The following is a 20,615-nucleotide window of genomic DNA, read 5'->3' as shown; positions in this document are numbered from 1 at the left end:
AAAATCAGATGAAAACGTATTTATACCTTTTGATATTAACGATTGCTGTTGTTTTTGCAGGAATTTCTTATTTTGTGAATAACAGATTAGTTGAAAAGACAGCATCTCAAAAAGTAATGCGTACATTTTTATTATTCTTCATAGTTCATTGTGGTTATATTCTAGTTACAAGATTTATTTGGGAAGAAAAATTATTTGTGAATTTAGGAGCTCCTTTTATGGCTTTTTATGGTCCTTTTTTCTATTGTAATTTAGAAGCATTAAAAGTAAAATCTATAAGCGATTTTCGATGTGGTAAGAAAGCATTACATTTTACTATAGCTATTCTCTTTAGCCTTGTATATATTATCGCATTATTTGCTAAGGGTGAGTTAAGTGTAGAGTTTTTAGTTTGTTATTATTTTACTTTATATATTATTTCTGCGGTAAGTCTAATTATTTATGGAATTTATGGGTATATCGTTATTAGTAAAATAGGTATAATTAGTAATCATTTTAGATTTGTTTTTTTAAGAATCATTTGGTTAATGTTATTTCTAGCAATTATTTTGGTTGGTTCTGTAGTTTTTGAAGCTATACCAGATGAAGATGTGAATATTTTATATTTAGGAATGCTGCTTTTATCTACTGCAATTTTTCATTTTTACTCTAGCAGTGTTAAGTATCATTCCTTAAGAAAGGTAACAGTAGAAGAATTAGAAGTATTAGAAGGTGATCTATTTGATGAAGATGGTAAATATGAAAAATCAAAATTGTCTAATGAACTATTAAAAGAGTATAAAATAAAAATTGATAAAGTAATTATAATGGATCAATTATTTTTAGATCCTGATTTTTCTACTGACGTACTGGAAGTTAAAGCGCGAATCCCAAAACATCATATAGCACAAGTATTCAGTCTTGTTTATAAGATGAATTTTAAGGCATATGTTAATTCATTGCGTATTGATTACGCTTTAGATAAGATAAATGATAATCAAAATAATATTAATATAAGTGAACTAGGAGAAGAGTGCGGATTTAATTCTCGCACTTCTTTCTTTAGAGCCTTTAAAAAAGTTACAGGTGTTTCACCATCTGAATATTTAGATCAACATAAACAACAATTGTAATTTTCCGGATATCTTAGCCAGATTTCCAAACTCACAAAAAAGCCAAAGATAACTAGCCATTATCATTGGCTTTTTTTATATATAAGTGGTATTGTAAACTTCTTTTGTGAAAAATAATCTCTTTAAGAAGACTTGTTTATTCTATCTTTTATTACACTTAATCCAGAATTATTTCTCTTTGTATAACGCAATTCGCATTGCGTAAAAGTACTTTTTTATACTTCAATAAATTTTAGAAGTTAAAATTCTAACATGCTTGGTAATATTCTTGTTTTCAATATTTTACATGTGTTTCATTTTATTGGGACGTATGGCGTACTAATAAAATGAAACATATTTTATATAAAATCGATGCACTTTTGTTGTGTTAATCGCGTGCGACGAGTTGGGCTGAATCGAGCGATTAATTTCTAGGACATTTTATTTAAAAAATTGATTACACAATAAGATTATGAAAAAAAGACTACTATCGGTTGCTTTATTAATGGGTACACCATTTGTGGCAAATGCGCAAGTAGGTGTTGGTACAGCAACTCCTAACAAATCAGCAGAATTAACTGTTGTGGCTTCAAATCGTGGTATTTTAATACCAAATGTAGCTTTGACTAGTGCTACTGACAGAACAACCATCACTAATGGGAATGTTCAGAGTTTAATGGTGTATGCTACTGAGACTTCTAAAACAAAAGATATTACCCCAGGATATTACTATTGGGATATTAACAAGTGGGTACGTTTAACAGCTGATAAAGATATTGCTCAGATTGTAGTAAATAATTTTCAAGAAATATTAAACCTAGATAATAGTAAGGTAGAAAATCTAATTAAGAATATTATTAATAAGACAGAGGGGAATGTTGTCTATGAAGGTGATAAACTTTTTCATATTAATAAGGAAGGAAAGAAAGAAGAAATCAAAGATAAATTAACTTCTATAGCTTATGATGAAACTACAGGTGATTATATTTATTATAATGAAAATGCTGTAGATCGAAATGGTAAGATTATAGGAGAAGGTGTTCGTATTAAAGTTAAGCAAACTGTTATTAATAAATTTGGTGATATTATTAATAATGAGACAGTTCAACAACATATTACTAATTACTTAGACGGTACACATGTAGGCGGTAATGTTTATTATGATGGAGACAAACTAACGTATGTTACTAAAGAAGGTGAAAGAAAAGAAGTTTCTATTAATGAAGTTGTAACAGCAAATGAAAGTAAAACTGCTATTATTACTGTAGATAAGAAACAATACTATGTATCGGAAGAGTATTTAGCAGCTAATAAAGGTGTAGTTCCTACAACAGTAGATGCTACCAAATTACCAAAAGGTATTTATGCTATTGATGTAGTAGGAGGTGTAGTAAATAACTTAGAAGAGATTGTAAATAATGGACCAGTAAATGTAGATGGACGTACATTCAAAACTGTGAATGATTATATCACATATTTAACAGAGTCTAAGGGTGGATTTACGAAGATAGTTTATGATCAGAAAACAGGAGATGTTATTTTCCAAGAATGGAATGAAACAACTCAAAAGTTTGAGAATGTAGATAACTCTAAGTTTAGTACTATAGTTAAGTCTAATGAGACTATAACAACATTAGTTGATAATAAAAATGGTACTTACACTTATAAAAGTGAAAATGGGACAGAGACTATTATTGATATTCCATCAAGTGTAGTTAAACAGTTTGAAACTATCGTAAAACAACCTGTAATTGTTGATGGGCGTACTTTTAATAACGTTGATGAATATATCAAATATGTAACTGAGTCTAAAGGTGGTTTTACTAAGATCGTTTATAACAAAGAAGGTGATGTAGTATTCCAAGAATGGAATGAAACAACTCAAAAGTTTGAGAATGTAAATAACTCTAAGTTTAGTACTATCGTTAAAGGTAATGAGACTGTTACAACATTAGTAGATAATGGTAATGGAACATTATCATATACAGATGAAAAGGGAAAAACTGTTTCTTTTGATAGCAATAAAACAAAAGTTGAAGTTAAAGATGGTGTCTATACATTTAAAGATGGAGATAATAAAATAATAACTTCTATAGATACAAATGCTAAAGCATTAGGTTATGACAATAGCAAATCAGGTATAGATGCTAAAAACGTACAAGATGCCTTAGATAAATTAGCAGACAACTTATTAAAAGGAGCAGGAGTTAAGTTAGAAGATAAAAATGATGGTAAAGTAACTCTAGTAGCTGACAATGGTACTGTTTTAGGAAGCATAGATAAATCTAAATTAACAGAAGATGCAACAAACAAAGGTTTATTCACATTTACAAGAAATGATGGAACTGATGTTGTTTTTGATGTAAATAAAGTGAACGTATCAGAGTCTAAAGACGCAGATGGAAATATATTAGGATATGAGTTTAAAGACTCAAAAGGAGTTGTAATTACAACGGTAAAAACAGCTGCGACTAATAACTATTATGACAATAGTAAATCTGGTATTGATGCTAAAAACGTACAAGATGCCTTAGATAAGATAACAAATACTATTGCTACAACAAAAGGAGATTTATCAGTAGCAGGAGGATTAGAGTTCACTGGTACAACAGATGGAACAGCTAAATTATTAGCTGATGCAGGAATTCAGATTGCTGATGGTGGAGTTACAGAAGATAAGATTGGTGCTGGTGCAGTAACAACAGATAAAATCGGAGATAAAGCGGTTACTTCAGATAAATTAGATGGAGGTACAGGAGCTGAAGGACGTGTAGGTGTAGCAGGAGCTGATGGAACCATCACATATAAAACGTTAGACGAAGTAGTAAAAACAAACGAAACAGTAACAAAATTAGTTAAAAATGCAAACGGAACGTTTACGTACTACAGCGAGAAAGAGATTGATGCAAACGGTCAACCGAAATCGGGAGCAACAGGAGTAACAATTGATCCAAAAGAAGTATCAGTTGCTTTAAATCCAGCTACTAATGTATATGAGTTTAAGAATTCAAAAGGAGATGTAATTGGAGAAATTGACGCAAATGCAAATGCAATTACTTATAATGATAACTCAACTCAATTAGGTGTTACAAATGTACAAGGAGCGATTGAGAAGTTGTTAGAAAAAATTACAACGGTTGAGGGAACTAAAGGTTCATTAACGTCAGCTACTATTTATGTAGACGGTGGAGCAGATGCTTTATTAAAAGACGCAAAACTAGATCTTAAAGGAGGTTCTGCAGATGGACAGGTACTAGTTACGGTTACGAAAGATGTTGTTATCGGAAAAGATACAAACGGTGATGACATTACAGAATCTCGCAAAGTAACAGAGTGGCAAGATCCAAAAGATGTAGTTGCTGCGACCGTAACAGCTAAAAATGGTATCACAGTAGTGAATGACACAGATGGAAATAGTGAGTTTAGATTAGGAGGAAGTTTAGATGCAGCGACAACAATCATAACAAATGCTACAAATACATTAGCGATTGCAGGATTGGATAAAGTAACAACAAATCCAACAGCAAATAACTTAGTGATTGCAGATCCGACAGGTGTATTAAAACAAACTTCGGCTAAAAATATGATCGAAGATGTGATTACAAAAGGTGATTTAGAGGCTAAGAAGCTAAAAGGGGTGGGTATTACAGTTACAGCTGGTGAAGATGCTGGAACAACATCAGTAGTAGCTAGCTCTTTATTAAAAGACGTGACTTTAGGTATTGCAGATAAAGCGGTAACAGCTGGTAAATTAAATGCTGGTTCAAGTACATTAGAGGCTCCACGTGTTGGAATTGCTGATAAAGATGGAAATGTAACCTACCAAGATTTACAGACGCAAGTTCAAGCAAAACAAAAAACAGTGGTGTTAGAAAATGGTACCAATACAACCGTTTCTAGCCGTGTTGAGGCAGATAAACCAAATGAGACTATTTGGAAAGTTAATGTTGCAAATGCTGTTAAAACGGTAGCTGTAGCAACAACTTTAGTAGCAGAAGATGCTGTTCTTTTAGTAGATGCTAGTAAAGCAACATCAGATATTGTTGTGACACTTCCAGCTGCAGACGCAAATAACAAAGGAAAAAAATACACTATTAAAAAACTAGACACGAACGAAGACGGTTATGTAGTTGTTGCAGGGAACGTTGCAGGGTTAAATGGTAAAAAGCTAGAAACAGGCTTACCATACTCTGGATGGGATCTAGTATCAGATGGTACACAATGGCAAATCGTTAACAAATTTTAATCACCTTACTTAATTAGAAATCAAAATGAAAAAATTAATATTATCAGCAGCAGTAGCATTCACAGTATTAGCAACTTCAAATATATACGCTCAACAAGGATTCGGAACTAATACACCAGATAGATCATCTGCTGTAGATATTGTTTCTAGCAAAAGAGGTTTATTGATTCCTAGAATTGATTTAACAAAAACAACAGAAGCAGGACCTGTAGCTAAACCAGAAAATGCTTTGTTTGTGTACAATAAAGCAACAGCTAATGATGTAACTCCAGGTTTCTATTACTGGGAGGCTGCAAATGTTGCAAATGCAAAAGAACAAGGATTAGGTAGATGGGTGCGTTTCGTATCGTCTAACTCAGGAAACGCAGTAACAGTTTCACCAGGAACTAATGTAATAATTGATAAAACTATTACGGGACATGATACTGACTATAAAGTTAGTGTAAAAGGGGGAACAGCTCCTAATCAAGTATTGGTTACTAAATTAGGTGATAATAATACTTATGTTTCAGAATGGGTTAATCCTGAAGAATTTTTAAAAGATGTTGTAACTGGTGTAAATGGTGTTACAACTGAAGTGGTAACAGATGATAAAGGTAAAACAAAGACGACTGTTGGATTAGGTGGAGCTTTAGGTAAAGCTACTACAATTACTACAGATGCTACACATACCTTGGCAATTGAAGGTTTAACTAAAGTTGAGAAAAAAGATCTAACTGGAAATAATATTGTTATTGCAGATGGTAATGGTGTGTTAAAAGAAACATCTGCTAAAAATTTAATAGAAGATGCAATTGAGAAAGGTACAGATGACACAAATTCTTTAAAAGCTAAAACTTTAAAAGGAGAAGGTATTACTGTAACGGCTACTGGGGCAACTACTATTACTTATAATGTCGCTAATTCTTTATTAAAAGACGTGACTTTAGGAATTGCTGATGGAGCTGTAAAAAACAGTAAAATTGAGGCAGGAGCAGTAACAGCGGATAAGATGACTGCTAAAGATTCTGATACAGAAGCTAATGCACCTGAAGGTACAGTACCTGTGGCAGGAAAAGATGGTAAAGTAACCTATCAGAAGATATCAACTGCTATTGGTCAAGATTTAACAACAGATGGGAAAATTGTTATTGGAGATAATAAAGCTTCTAAATTAGAAAATTCAGTTTTAGTAGCTACTAATTTAAGTATTAAAGAAGGAAGTATTGGTACAACAGAGCTTACAAATGGAGCAGTAACAGCAGAAAAATTAGATGCTGGTAAGACAACAGAAACTACACCAAGGGTTGGAGTTGCAGATAACTCTGGAAATGTTATATACAAAGAATTATCTGGAGCTAATTTAAACGGGAAAGCATTAAAATCTACATCAATTGTTGTAACAGGTGGAGCAAAAGCTTTGTTAGATGAGACATCAATAGAAATAAAAGGAGGAGAGGAAGTAGGTCAAATATTTGTTACTAAAAAAGAAGGTGACAAATTTGTAACGGAATGGGTTGATGCTTCTACTTTAGGAAACACAGTAACTGCATCTAACGGTTTAACTAAAGATGGTAATGATATTCAATTAGGTGGTAAAATAGATAAAGGAACAACGCTTGCAATTGCTCCAGGAACATCAAATCCTGATGGGACAGTAACTGGAGGTGGTTCTTTAGCAATCACTGGTTTAAATACGGCAGATCCAAAAAAAGGAAATAAAACAGTAGTGGTTCAAGCAAACGGACAATTAGCAACAATTGACACAGCTGCTGGAAATGTTACAATCAACCAAGGTGGTGATGTAAATATTAGTGATAATTCAGTAGTAAATAACTACCATCCTTCAATGAGTGAGATTGTTATCGAGGTGACATTAAAAGATACCGATACAAACTTAAACTTACCAGCTGTTAACGGTACAGAAGGACAAACAATTAGTGTGAAAATCGTAAATACTGATGAATCCCACAAGGGTTACTTAAATATCAAATCTGGGACTAATGTATTAGCGTATGGAGCTATGCCATTCCAAGGATGGATTATCAAGTCTAATGGTTCGAAATGGATCGTAGTTGGACGTAACTAATAAAAAAAATAGAATACAAAGATGAAAAAGACATATATAGGATTTGCCGGACTTAGTTTATTACTTTTATTAGGAACACAAACAGTTCAAGCACAACAAGGTTTCGGTACAGATAAACCAGCAAAATCAGCAGCAGTAGATATACAATCCTCAAAAAGAGGATTGTTGATACCACGTGTGGATTTAGTTGAAACAACAAATGGTATAACACCAATTAATGCTCCTGAAAAATCATTAATGGTATACAACCAAGCAACGACTACTAAAGATTCAGCTACAGATGTTACTCCAGGATACTACTATTGGGATGGAGGAAAATGGGTGCGTTTTGCTCAGCAAGGTGATATTACAGCTATTAATTTAGGGGGTGATGTAACAGGACCAACTAACGCTACTGTGATAAACGCTATTCAAGGTGTACCAGTAGATGCAAAAAATCCAACAGCTAATCAAGTATTGACTTTTGTTCCTGGTACAGGAACTGAAAAGGGGAAGTGGGTACCAATGAGTATTACGCCTGATGTAATTACAGGTGCAAAAGGGATTACAGGGACAGGAATTACGGTTACAGGAGGAGATAAATCTACATTAACAGAGGTAACTTTAGCTATTACACCTGGTGGAGCTAATCAAGTAATGGTTACTTCTGAAGATGGTAAAACAACTACTTGGGTTAATCAAAATGATATCGTTACAAAGAATACTACTAATGTATTAAAATCAGAAGATAATACATTAACATCTACAGTAAATAATAAAGTGTCTAATGAAGTTAAATTAGTTAAATCAATTGAAAATACGATCGTAGGCAATAAATTAGTTACTACAGTTAATGGTGTATCAGCTGATGGTTTAGATTTAACACCAGCTATTCAAGCAGGACAAAAAACTTCTTCTGTAGTGAATGGTTCTGATAAAGTTACTGTTGTAACAACAGGAGCCGGTACAAAAGATAAAAATACAGAATATACTGTTGATGTAGTAGAAGCTAATATCAAATTAGAAAAATTAGGAGGTGAATTACCAGTTTATAAGTTAGTAAAAGGTAATGATGGACAGGTATTAATCACTAAAGATGGAATTAGTACTTGGGTAGATCAATCAGATATAGTACCTACAACTACAAATACTTTAACTAAAAAAACTACAGGTGAAGGTAGTGAGATAAAAATAGATAATAACACTATTGTTTCTACAGTGAATGGAAAGGAAGCTGAAGTTAAAGTAATTGATAATGTTACAAATACAGTTAATGGAACAACAATTGTTACTTCTGTTAATGGTGTGGATTCAGGTTCAGTTGATTTAACACCAGCTATCCAAGCAGGACAAAAAACGGTAGAAGTTATTAATGGTACAAACACTACAGTGACTAAGACTCCTGCTGCAGGCGATGCAAAACATACTACTTATGCTGTAAATGTTTCTAATGATGCTATTCAAGCAGCACAGAAAACAACATCTGTTGTAGGTAAAGACAATAAAGTATCTGTAATAACTTCAGGAATTGGTACAACTGGAAATAATACAGAATATACGGTAGGAGTAGAACAAGAAAATCTTGATTTGTCTTTAATTGGAGGTACTTTAAAGACTACTCAAATTGCTCAAGGAAAAGAGGGAGAGGTATTGACGACTATTGAAGAAGAGGGGAGTACAACAGTAAAGTGGAAAAAAGTATCTCCTCAGTTCTTCTATATGCCAGCAGTTATTTTTGATACGAAGTCAAAAGGAACTGGTTTAGTAAGAGATTTATATAAAGAATATGTTGATCAGTTTACTGGAGGAAAAATAGGAACAGGAAATGATGCGTATCCTATTGCTCATGGCGCTGGTGGATATACGATGCCTTATACAGGAGGAATAGTGGGGAGTGCTGGTGCTCCAGCTGATATAGATGTGTTTGCTAGAGGAGAGCTTTATTACTATGTGACTTATTATGACACCAAAGTATTTACTAATTTGAGTATAGATAAAGATGGTAAGCTTACTTATGACATCATTGGTACTGCAACACCTGCATCTTATATGAATATCGTTTTTGTAATCAAGTAACGATCATAGTATAGTTATTTTAAAACACAAGGGTTTAAAATAAAAAATGAATTATAATTACGAATACAGCAATGATATATACAATTATAAATAAAATAACATCAAAAGTTTTACTTACTCTAGTTTTAGTGCTAGGAGTAAGTACAACGATGTTGGCAGATGGTTCTAAAGATTTATATCCAAGTGGAGTAAGCGGACACCGTGCAATGCTATTAGGTAAAGGATATACATCACCAGAGGCTATACCATTTCCTAATGCTGGAGCTCATTACGTTTATGCTAGGGTAGGAGAAATTATCACTATGGCATCTTCAGCTCAGGGAACAGATAGTAAAGACCGTCGGGGAAACTATAATGATAAAAATGGTGGAATTACTTTGTATAATCCTTCTGGTAATATAGTTATTGATAATAATCAAATACAGGGACAAATCCTAAATCGTTCAGCTGAGATAGCAGGGCCTAGGTTATCAGCTAGTAGTCAAGGTGGATATACTCCTATTTATTATACTGTTCCAAAAGGAGGTGAGGGTCTTTATAGAGTTGAATTTACATCTAGAAGTAGTACAGGTAATGGTCCTGTATTACAGGCAGATAATTCATGGACACAAGGGAATGATGCTGCTATTAGGGCTTGGGATGTATCAGTTATTAATGAAAAAAACACAGAGTTTATTCCTGGTAGAGTTTATACAACAAATTTAAATTTTTCTAACGGAAACTTCAATGGAGAATATGCAGATGTTTCTTTTCAAGGGAGGTTTTTTATTCGTACTAATGATGGATTTACTTATCGCGTAAAACATAATGGAACTTCAGGGATTGTTTGGGCTTTCTTTGTTAATAATAAAGGGTTTGTTGACAAAGCTACTGGAAATGCATTGTACAAAAGTATGAACAGTGAGGCTAGTGGAGTGAGAGATCAAATTCATAATCCTAATTCACCGGATAATGCATCTAACATAACCCATAAAATCTACTATACTTTGCCAGCTGAAGATATGCCTAATAAGGCAAAAGTTGCTATTAATAGTTCATCTTATGGTTTGACGACTTGGTTGAATCCAAGGGTTGAAGAACCTGAAGTTGAGAATGTAAAGGTCATAGGAGCGGAAGGAACACCTGGTATTTTTGGTCATAAGGGAGGATATATCGAATTTGATGCGCCAGTTGCAGGACAACAATATACTATTGAAATTGTAGTAAATGGCACTGTTTTTAAAGCTTTAGAAGGTAGTACTACAGAAGGTCATAATAAGGTGTACTGGAATGGTATAGGCGCAAATGGAACACGTTTACAAGGAACAGTTCCTGTAGATTTAAAAATCCAGTTACAAGGTGCTGAAGTACATTTTCCTTTCTTTGATATGGAATACAACATAGGAGGAATTATCATTGAGTTGTTAAATTACAATAATTTAAATGGACCTGTTATCTCTGATATAGTATTTTGGGATGATAGTGATATTACAGAAGGTTTTTGGTCAAAAGATCTTTGGAATCGTGATGTATGGAATGGCTATACAGTAGGAGATAAAGTTAATCCTATAAAAAACACACATTTAATTCTAGGGAATAAAGGAATTAGTAGTAATATTAATGGACATAAGTGGGGAGCAAATGGTACAGGGGCTATTGGTACATTTGGAGATAAAAAATCCATGGATACTTGGATGTTTAGAATTGGAAATAAAAAAGAAGTTCCTACAGAAGTTATTATTAAAAATGCTGATTTATATACAACTTTAACATATAAAGTAGAAGGTCAAATCGGAAAAGGAAGCGGAAACAAAGGTAACAATATTGAATATACAATTGTAGCAGGAAATAAGGGTCCTTCTGATATTATAGCAGATATTCCTAATGGTATTCACGGTGCACCATTTAGTTTTACGGTTCCTCCTGGAGTAGATGTAACAAATCCAGGAAGTGTACAAGCAACGTTTTCTTGTACAAATGGAACAGCTAAAGAATCAATCGCTTTAACTTATGATGCAGTAACACGTACTTTTCGTTCAGAATTACAAATTCCAAATGGATGTACGGTTACCTATAAAATAACTGGGAAATTAAATGGAATGACAGGATCAATGATTGCAGAATCTACAATCATGAGACCAGCCGATGTTTCTGATCCAGATGCAACGAATGGAGATCCTAATGTGAGACCAACAAATCCTCATTATGAGTGTTACAATAATGATTCTACTAATTTACCTGGAGGAAGTGGGGCGATTGGATGTAATAACATTCAAGAAGCTGTATTTATGGCTTTGGGAGAATGTGTAGATAAGATATTGTATTTTGAAGATTTCGATCGAGGATATTGGAATGTAAATTCTGGAAGAACGGATTGGAATCAACGAGCATCTATTAGTATAGGTGATCATGGAGAGATATTGAGAAATACGGATGGTTCGATAAGAAGAGATGGTCCTATGGGAGGAGCGACAGCATCTTATCTTTTTGCACTAGGTGTTAATGATAGTCGTTATGCAGCTGCAAACAGATATCCTCATAGCGAGACTATATCTGTAGCACGTATCAAAAATGGATATTACTCTGTAAATCCTCCAGGATATGTACAAATGGGAATTCCAGCAACAGATTCATGGAGTGAAGGAATCTGGATGGAAAATGCACCAAGTAATGATCCTAATATTGCAAACAGTAATTTTGATTGGACTCCAGCTTGGGATAATGCTAAGGCAATAAGAGATATGTCTGGAGCAGTAAATGGTTCTGCGTTCTTAGTAAGAGGAGCTGCTTCAGCAGCGCAAAGCATTAAACCGTTTTATGAGTTTGAATTAGCAGAAAAAATAGAAAAAGATAGGGTATATACACTAGACCTTTATTCTTATGTGACCTACCATGATAAAGATTATATGATCATGGATGTGTTAGATAAAGAGACAGATCATATCTATGCATCAGTTCCATTGAAGTATGGAGGAGTAGGATTGCCAGAGGGTGCTAAACCAGAGGGGTTTAGTCTGGGATGGGTACCATTGACAGCTAGTTTTACATTTGCGGAAGCTGCATGTGATGATGTACTAAATAAAAATGTGAAGATTGCTATTCGTGGTAGTCAAGACAGAGCTTTAGAGACTGGAAAAGGTTTTGGACATACACTGATAGATAATATCACGTTCTCTAAGCGTATTCAAGATCCAAGATGTGGAATTCATGTTTCTAATATTACTTGTGCAGATGAGTGCTATCAAGATATTATTGGTAAAGGGTTTGGATGGGGATATTTTGCTGGAGAACTGGATGGTAAGAAGGTGGTAGATGAAAGCTTTACACAGCCAGGTACTGACGGTGGTTTTGTTTTGGATATCTATGAGTTAGATAATTCATTTAATATGATTATAAATGGCGTATCATTACATACAGAAGAGTTAGAATTTCAAGGTTCAGATGGATTAATACAAAATGTGCGTTTTAAAGATGGTGGTGTTTGGGGAAATGGAATTATTAAAAATATTTGGGAGTTTCATCAAAATGGCGATTTCGATTTAAATGATCGATTTAATAATCCTGTTCCGACGATTCGTGTAGTAATTGATAAATGGGGTAATGTAAAGTTGTATGGGAAACGTACAGAAGGTAGTTCTCTAGAAGAATTAGAGGTATTTAATAAAATAACTAAGGAAACAGTTCAATTATCTTCTGTAGCATGGAATAAATCTTCTGATTTTTCTGCAAATAAGATTAGAGTAACTCAAAATGTAGTAAATGTCACTAGGATGTATGGTTTTGGTTATGGTCAACAACAAAAAGAATGTGAAACGTGTACAATAGAGAAAGAAGGGATTTTTAAAGATGAAAATCAGAATAGTTTTGCAGAGGAAGGGGAGACAATCCTGTATACTTTTGACGTAAAGAATGCTGGTGATATGGATATTTATGATATAGAGATTGTTGATCCTTTGTTTGGTTTTACTATTAAATTGGATGAAAAAACACATTTACCAATACGAAAAGATGTTTCTTTTAAAGGAGATAAAAATGGGGATGGAGTTTTAAATAGAAATGAAACTTGGACGTTTACAGTTTCTTACCAAGTAACACAAAATGATATTTATATAAATCAAGGGGTTTATAATCGTGCAACAGTTACAGGAGTTGGTAAATTACCTAAATCAGAGCGTGAAATAAAAGAAGAGTCAACTGACCCTACTCCTTATAAATCAGGAGATAAAGGATGGGATCCAGAAAGACCTTTCCATACGTATGTACCTTTAGAAGGGAGTGGATTGTTAATCACAAATCCGATGATTTATCAAAAAATGAAATAATAAAATCTACTTTGCTAATGCTAGCACTAGCAAAGTATTTAAAAACTGCAAATTATGCAATCAAGAAATATAAATCATTTTGCTTTAGTAGGGCTTTTACTACCAATCACAACATTAGCACAAGTTGCAAGTCAAGATAAGGTAATGGTCAACCAAGGAACTATATCAGTTGCAGAGGGTGGACTATTATCTACAATTTATGACTTTGACAATGGCGATAGTGGAGTTGTTAAGAATGATGGTACGGTTTATTACTACAGCAACTTTAACAATGATAATCTTTATTATCACAGTAAAGGAGCTAAGGAATCTACCGCTATTTTCACTCGTTATGAAGAGAAAGGAAAGCAGTTAATTTCAGGAAGTAAACCTTCAGAGTTTTACCATGTTATTTTAGACAATGAAAAAGACGAAGTAGCATTTGACTTGAAGAACGAGTTAAACGTATTGGGTTCGGTTGATTTTAAAGATGGAATTGTCAAGGTAGATTCACTATCAGGGATGCTTACTTTTCACAAGGGAGCACAGGCTATAAATCCAACAGATCGCAGTCATGCAGAAGGCTTTGTAGAAAAGATAGGAAATGAGGAGTTTCAATATCCTAAAGGAGATAAAGGACTTTACCGATATGCTCGTATCTCAGCTCCAGAGAGTGAAAAAGATATTTATCTAGGTAAATACAATTTAGAAGATAAGAACTTTTTTAGAGCAAGAAATGCAAAGAGTGGTGTGATTAATCTTTTAGATGAGAATGAATATTGGACAGTAGAAAAAGGGAATGACAATAGTAAAGGTGATATTCTACTTACTCTTAGTTGGCATGAGCTAACTACGCCAAAGGCACTACTAGCTAATCCTGCAGAAGAACTTCACATTGTACGCTGGGATGCTAAACAGCAATTATGGGTAGATGAAGGAGGAGTAGTTGATGTAAATGCAAAAGAAATCACCACAGCTACAAGTGTAAAAGGCTATGGTTTTTTCACGTTAGCTACTGTTAAAACAGACTGGATTTTAGATGGAGATGTTGTTATTTACAACTTAGTTACTCCAGATGGAGATGGCAAGAATGATTACTTTATCATTGATAATATCCAACGTTTTCCAAACAATAGTGTAGAGATTTATAACCGTTGGGGAGTTAGAGTTTTTGAGACTACTAACTATGACAGTCGAGGAAATGTATTTAGAGGTTTCTCAGACGGAAGAGTAACAGTAAATAAAAATGAGAAATTGCCAACAGGTACATATTATTATATCGTGACCTATGAATACAAAGGCAAAGAAGGAAGTCGCATGATTAAGAAATCAGGTTATTTACACCTAGAGTCAAATTAATTAAATCTAGCAGATGAGAATCAGTAAAACAATAAAACTATTTGGAATCAGCCTATTTGCTATAGGCTGCTTTCAAAGTATGCAAGCTCAACAAGACCCACAGTACACTCAGTATATGTACAATACCAACCAAGTAAATCCCGCTTACGCAGGAAGTAGGGGTACGATGACTGTATTTGGATTGTACCGTACACAGTGGGTTGGACTTGATGGAGCACCCAAAACAGCTAATTTATCAGTTTCAAGTCCGATAGGTGAATCAGGACTAGGATTAGGGGTAAACTTTACCAATGATAGATTAGGAGCGATGGATGAAAACAATATCTCTATTGATCTATCCTATGCTATTGATTTGAATTATGAATACAAATTGGCTTTTGGATTAAAAGGAACAGCTAATTTGTTAAATGTAGATTATACAAAATTACATATCCACAATACAACTGATCCGGTATCTCAAGAGAATATCGATAATAAGTTTACTCCAAATGTGGGAGCAGGTATTTATTTATATTCAGATAAGGCGTATTTAGGATTCTCAGTACCTAACTTTTTAACTACAACTCGCTACGATGATAATGATTTAACTACGATGCGTCAGAAACTAAATTATTATTTAATCGGGGGATATGTTTTTGACTTTAGTGACAATGTGAAATTCAAACCAGCCTTTTTGGCAAAGGCAATTGAAGGAGCTCCATTACAAGTAGATTTAACTGCCAACTTTTTACTAGCAGAGAAAGTAACAGTGGGAGCCGCATACCGTTGGGATGCAGCAGTGAGCGCGTTGGCGGGATTTCAAGTAAACGATAATTTATTTATCGGATATACCTATGATTTTGAAACGACTAATCTTCGTCGTTACAATTCAGGATCACATGAAATCTTTTTGCGCTTTGAATTGTTTAACCGCAGTGGAAGAATTAACGCACCGCGTTTCTTCTAAAAAACAAAAGGTATGATAAAACAGGTAAAGAAAATAGGGTTTTTCTCAGCTCTGCTATTAGCAGGAGTCTTTAGCGGGCAAGCACAAGGAGTGGCAGAGAAGAAAGCTAATAAAGAATACGACAAATATGCTTACGTAGATGCTATTAAGATCTATGAGCGCATTGCAAATAAAGGGTATAAGAATGCAGACATGCTGCAAAAACTAGCTGATGCTTATTACTTTAATGGGAAACTAATAGAGGCGAATAAGTGGTATGCTGAATTATTTGAAGGAGAGTATGATGATAAAGGTCAAGAGCCAATTAGTTCATAATACTATTATCGCTATGCTCAAACGCTAAAAGCTACAGAGCAGTACGACAAGTCTAATCAAATCATGCAAGAGTTTGTTGCCTTGGAGAAAGACGATTCTAGAGCTCAATTATTTGAATCCAACAAAGAGTATTTAAAGAAGATAGAGAATCAGTATGAGCGCTATGAGTTAAAACCTATAAGTATCAATACAGAGTATTCAGACTATGGGGCTACGCTTTTAGGGAATCACTTGATCTTTACATCAGCAAGAGCTACAGAGAATGTTTCTTCAAGTAAGATACACGAGTGGACCAATGAGAGTTTCACTAGTTTATATAGCTCTGAGATCACTAAAGAAAGCGGTTTTTCAGAACCAGTACTATTTGCCAAGGAGTTAAACTCAAAGGTAAATGATGCAACAGCAGTCTTTACAAGTGATGGTAAGACGATGTATTTTACTCGAAACAATTCAAAGAACAGTGGTAGAAGAAAGAACAATAAAGACAAATCATCACTACTGAAAATATACAAAGCGACAAAGCAAGAGGATGGGTTGTGGGGACAGGTATTGGAGCTTCCGTTTAATTCGGACAACTTTAATACAGCCCATCCAGCTTTATCACCAGATGACAAGTGGCTTTATTTTGCATCAGATAGAAAAGGAACTTTAGGACAGTCAGACATCTTTAGAGTTGCTATTTATGAAAATGGAGAATACGGAAAACCAGAGAATTTAGGAGATAAGATCAATACATCAGGTAGAGAGACTTTTCCTTTTATCTCTAAGGATAACTTCTTGTTCTTCTCATCAGATGGTCACCCAGGACTTGGTGGTTTAGATGTATTTGTAGCTAAGATAAATGTAGATGGTACTTTAGGTAAACCTTCTAATATAGGAAGTCCTATCAATAGTAGCATGGATGACTTTAGTTTTTACATAGAACCAAAAGCAGGTAAAGGATTTGTGAGCTCTAATAGAGCCGATGGACGAGGAGGAGATGATATCTATTTCTTTAGTGAGAAACCTTGTCAGCAAGCCTTAGAGGGAATTGTATATGATAAGAATACCCAAGAAATCTTAGCTCAAGCGATGGTTGTAATCTCTGATGCTTTATATGAAAAGTCAGATACGTTATACACCGATGATAAGGGATATTACAAGAGTGATTTCTTAAACTGTGGAGAGAAATACAGAATCAAGGCAGAGAAAGAAAGTTATAATACGGTAGAGGTTGTCTTTACTGTCAGCCGTGAGCCAGGATTCAAAACAGTTAATATTGGACTTGAGAAAACACATGAGCCAATTGGCTTAGAAGATGACTTATTTAAGAAACTGAAACTACAACCAATCTATTTTGACTTTGATAAGTCGAATATACGTCCAGATGCTCAGATAGAATTGATGAAAGTAGTGGAGGTAATGAAAGAATATCCAACAATGAAGATTGATGTTCGTTCGCATACTGATAGTCGAGGAAATGATGCATACAATATGAAGCTTTCAGATCGACGTGTGAAATCAACGATGAAATGGATGATCGAGCAGGGTATTGACAAAGAAAGACTTACAGGACGCGGTTATGGTGAGAGCCAATTGCTTAACAAGTGTAGTAATGGAGTACCATGTACAATTGAAGAGCATCAGCTAAACCGTCGTAGTGAGTTTATAGTGAAAGAACTTTAATTTAAAGTTAATATATAGCAGCAGTACTTTGCTATAGAAACAACAAAACAATTTTTTTTTCGACCATCCTTGCTGTAGGATATAAAACTAACAGTACTTAGCCAGAAAAGGGGTGTCATTTGACATCCCTTTTTGTTTTTAGACTTATGGGAAAGAGTAATGGGGAATTAACTTTAAGGAAAAACTAATTGTAGTAAGACTATAATTAGTAAAAAAAAGGAACTCATAAGTAAGTAGATATTCTCTCTTTTTAAATTCCATTGAACCGGTTCTCTATTTCTATAACGTAGGTTACCGATTTCCAGAAGTCCGTTTCCAGTTTCTCAGCGAATGATTAATATAGTAGAAGTAATTGTTATTTTGACAATAGAGCAAAGCGTTCATCAAACGTATTTTGAGATTTTTTTGTAAAGCGAATAAATGATATTAATGCAAAATATTATCTAAATACAAATATGGTGGAAGAAGAAAATAAGAAATTTTATAATGCTCTTAAGCGTGCCTATTTTGTAAAGATTGCTGATAATTTTGACAGCCTTTGGAAGAGTTTAAAGTAGTGTCTTTTGCCAAATAATCTAACTAGTCTTGTAATTGGTCATCATTATTACTTTTATTAAGAGTGAAGATTGATCTACTGTGATGATAGATATTTATGATTTATAGAGTATTTATGTACTAGGTGAGTTTTTGTATTTTTATTTGTATAAGAACTAGATGATTATAAAAATTCTTTAGGTTCACTATTTACTAGTAATAATGGTATCGAAATCCATAAGAAATAGTCTAATTTTGTAGCAAATAAGAAAATAATGAAACAGGGCAAATCAACACAGAAGAAATTACACGAACGCAACAAACATAATCAACTTTACAATTTTGATAAGCTGAAAAATGTTGTGCCTGAATTGGAGGCTTATATCATTAAGAATCCATCAGGAGTAGATACAATTGATTTTGCAAAACCTGAAGCAGTAGTGCTGTTGAACAAGGCTATCTTAATGAAGGATTACAAGCTTACGTTTTGGGAAATGCCTAAGACGAATCTATGTCCTCCTATACCAGGTCGTGCAGATTATATACATTATATCGCAGATCTATTAGCAGAAGGAAATAATGGTAAGATCCCAACAGGAAAACAAATAAAAATACTTGATTTAGGAATAGGAGCTAATGTGATTTATCCCATTATAGGTGTAGCTGAGTATGGATGGACATTTGTAGGGTCTGAGGTAGATGTAGTGTCTATTAAAACTGCTAGTCATATCATAGATAATAATCCCCACCTAAAGAATAATGTGATAATTCGCCAGCAGACAAGTAAAAGAAATATTCTTAAAAATATAATAGGAGAGAGAGAATACTTTGATGTAGTAATTTGTAATCCACCATTTTTTAAATCTAGGGAAGAAGTATTAGCTAAAACAACACAGAAGTTAAAGAATTTAGGAAAAGAGATTATAGGAAAGCCTATACAGAACTTTAGTGGACAGAATAATGAACTATGGTGTGAAGGCGGAGAAAAAGCTTTTATTACAAATTATATCTATGAGAGCAAACACTTTAAAAGACAGGCAGTTTGGTTTACCACTTTAGTTTCTAATAAAGAACATCTAAAACCTTTACAAGCTTTACTTAAACGTTCTGAAACTGCAGAAGTACGAGTGATTACTATGGAACAAGGTAATAAGGTAAGTAGAATATTGGCTTGGAGATTTTAATAGATTTTTCTCAATAGCCTTATTATTTAACGAAAGAGTTAATTCCTCAGAATATAGAAAGTATGAAAATATAATTGCAAACAGCTCCTTGTTAGGAGCTTTTTGCAATTATAGCCATATTGAATAGATAAGTATAAAAGCACACAATATCAATACCCATAGAGGAGATAATTGTGCTAAGGTGATACTATTATGTTGTGAAGAATAGAGGTAATTCTTAGCAAACTTTAAGTATTGTGAGTAGTTTGACGATGTATTTGAAGGGGAGCTAGAAAAAGTTAAAAAATGAATAGGAGAAAATATGGTTTGTATCATTGAATATTTTGAAACAATAATTCTCCATTTAGTTAGCTACTTTATAATACCACTTATAATAGTGAATTTAAAAAATTGTATCTTTGTACTGTTAATCAGTGTTATAACTGATGTTTTTTTATAAAATTACGCAAATCAAAGTGTAATTCACCTCGCTAAAACACTGTAAAAAAGAAAATATTATTTTCTTTTTTACAGTGTTTTTTTTGGATTCTAATTTGCGTTTAATCCCAGTGTAGTTCAGGGATGGTTGCACTCTTGTTCGGGAACACCCCCGTTTCTGCAATGCTTTCTCGAACGATTCTCGAACCGTACCCGAACAAACTCCCTAGTTGACCTTTGATATTGCTCTTTAAGCCTTGTTTTTACTGGGTTTGTAGCGTTTTGTGGTATTGTTCAAAAGGTAAGTAAGGACAATTTTAGGTAATTATTTCCCTTATCAGTAAATAGTTATAATGACTTTTTGTAGTGATGAGTTATATCTGGAAAGAGCGAATAAAAAAGTTATAATATTCAAATATGAGTTTAGGCTTAATGGTTTTATGTATTATGAGGTA

8 protein-coding genes and 1 pseudogene are annotated in these 20,615 nt (G+C 33.7%); all 9 read left to right on the top strand.

Translation table 11 applies throughout. From position 1 onward, the window contains the following. Nucleotides 1-8: 8 nt before the first annotated feature. The 9 genes and pseudogenes from RH98_RS02745 (at nt 9) to rlmF (ending at nt 19,743) form a co-directional block, all read left to right on the top strand. Nucleotides 9-1,112, top strand: coding sequence for a helix-turn-helix domain-containing protein (locus RH98_RS02745; protein ID WP_010250257.1), 1,104 nt, complete (start codon nt 9-11; stop codon nt 1,110-1,112). Between the two features lie 451 nt (nt 1,113-1,563). Beyond that, on the top strand, nt 1,564-5,337 hold the full coding sequence (locus tag RH98_RS02740; RefSeq protein WP_010250255.1) for a phage tail-like protein: 3,774 nt from the start codon (nt 1,564-1,566) through the stop codon (nt 5,335-5,337). A 25-nt stretch (nt 5,338-5,362) separates the two neighbouring features. Then, a complete protein-coding gene (locus RH98_RS02735) occupies nt 5,363-7,405 on the top strand; it encodes a phage tail-like protein (RefSeq protein WP_010250253.1) in 2,043 nt (680 codons plus the stop codon). Nucleotides 7,406-7,426: 21 nt separating this feature from the next. Then, nucleotides 7,427-9,460, top strand: coding sequence for a phage tail-like protein (locus tag RH98_RS02730; protein WP_010250251.1), 2,034 nt, complete (start codon nt 7,427-7,429; stop codon nt 9,458-9,460). 71 nt (nt 9,461-9,531) lie between these two features. Then, nucleotides 9,532-13,761: a CLIPPER-2 domain-containing protein gene (locus RH98_RS02725; protein ID WP_010250249.1), complete on the top strand. Its 4,230-nt coding sequence runs from the start codon at nt 9,532-9,534 to the stop codon at nt 13,759-13,761. 54 nt (nt 13,762-13,815) lie between these two features. Beyond that, the gene (locus tag RH98_RS02720; protein WP_010250247.1) at nt 13,816-15,099 is read left to right on the top strand and encodes a T9SS type B sorting domain-containing protein; all 1,284 of its coding nucleotides are present in this window, start codon (nt 13,816-13,818) and stop codon (nt 15,097-15,099) included. Between the two features lie 13 nt (nt 15,100-15,112). Beyond that, a complete protein-coding gene (locus RH98_RS02715) occupies nt 15,113-16,045 on the top strand; it encodes a PorP/SprF family type IX secretion system membrane protein (RefSeq protein ID WP_010250245.1) in 933 nt (310 codons plus the stop codon). A 12-nt stretch (nt 16,046-16,057) separates the two neighbouring features. Beyond that, nucleotides 16,058-18,025 (top strand): annotated as a pseudogene (locus RH98_RS02710) (OmpA family protein). Nucleotides 18,026-18,834: 809 nt separating this feature from the next. Continuing rightward, nucleotides 18,835-19,743, top strand: a complete 909-nt coding sequence (gene rlmF, locus RH98_RS02705; RefSeq protein ID WP_010250238.1) for a 23S rRNA (adenine(1618)-N(6))-methyltransferase RlmF — start codon at nt 18,835-18,837, stop codon at nt 19,741-19,743. Nucleotides 19,744-20,615: the final 872 nt, after the last annotated feature.

The sequence above is a fragment of the Myroides injenensis M09-0166 genome (genome assembly GCF_000246945.1).
Lineage (GTDB): Bacteria > Bacteroidota > Bacteroidia > Flavobacteriales > Flavobacteriaceae > Flavobacterium > Flavobacterium injenense.
This window is presented reverse-complemented; position numbering and strand designations above follow the sequence as displayed.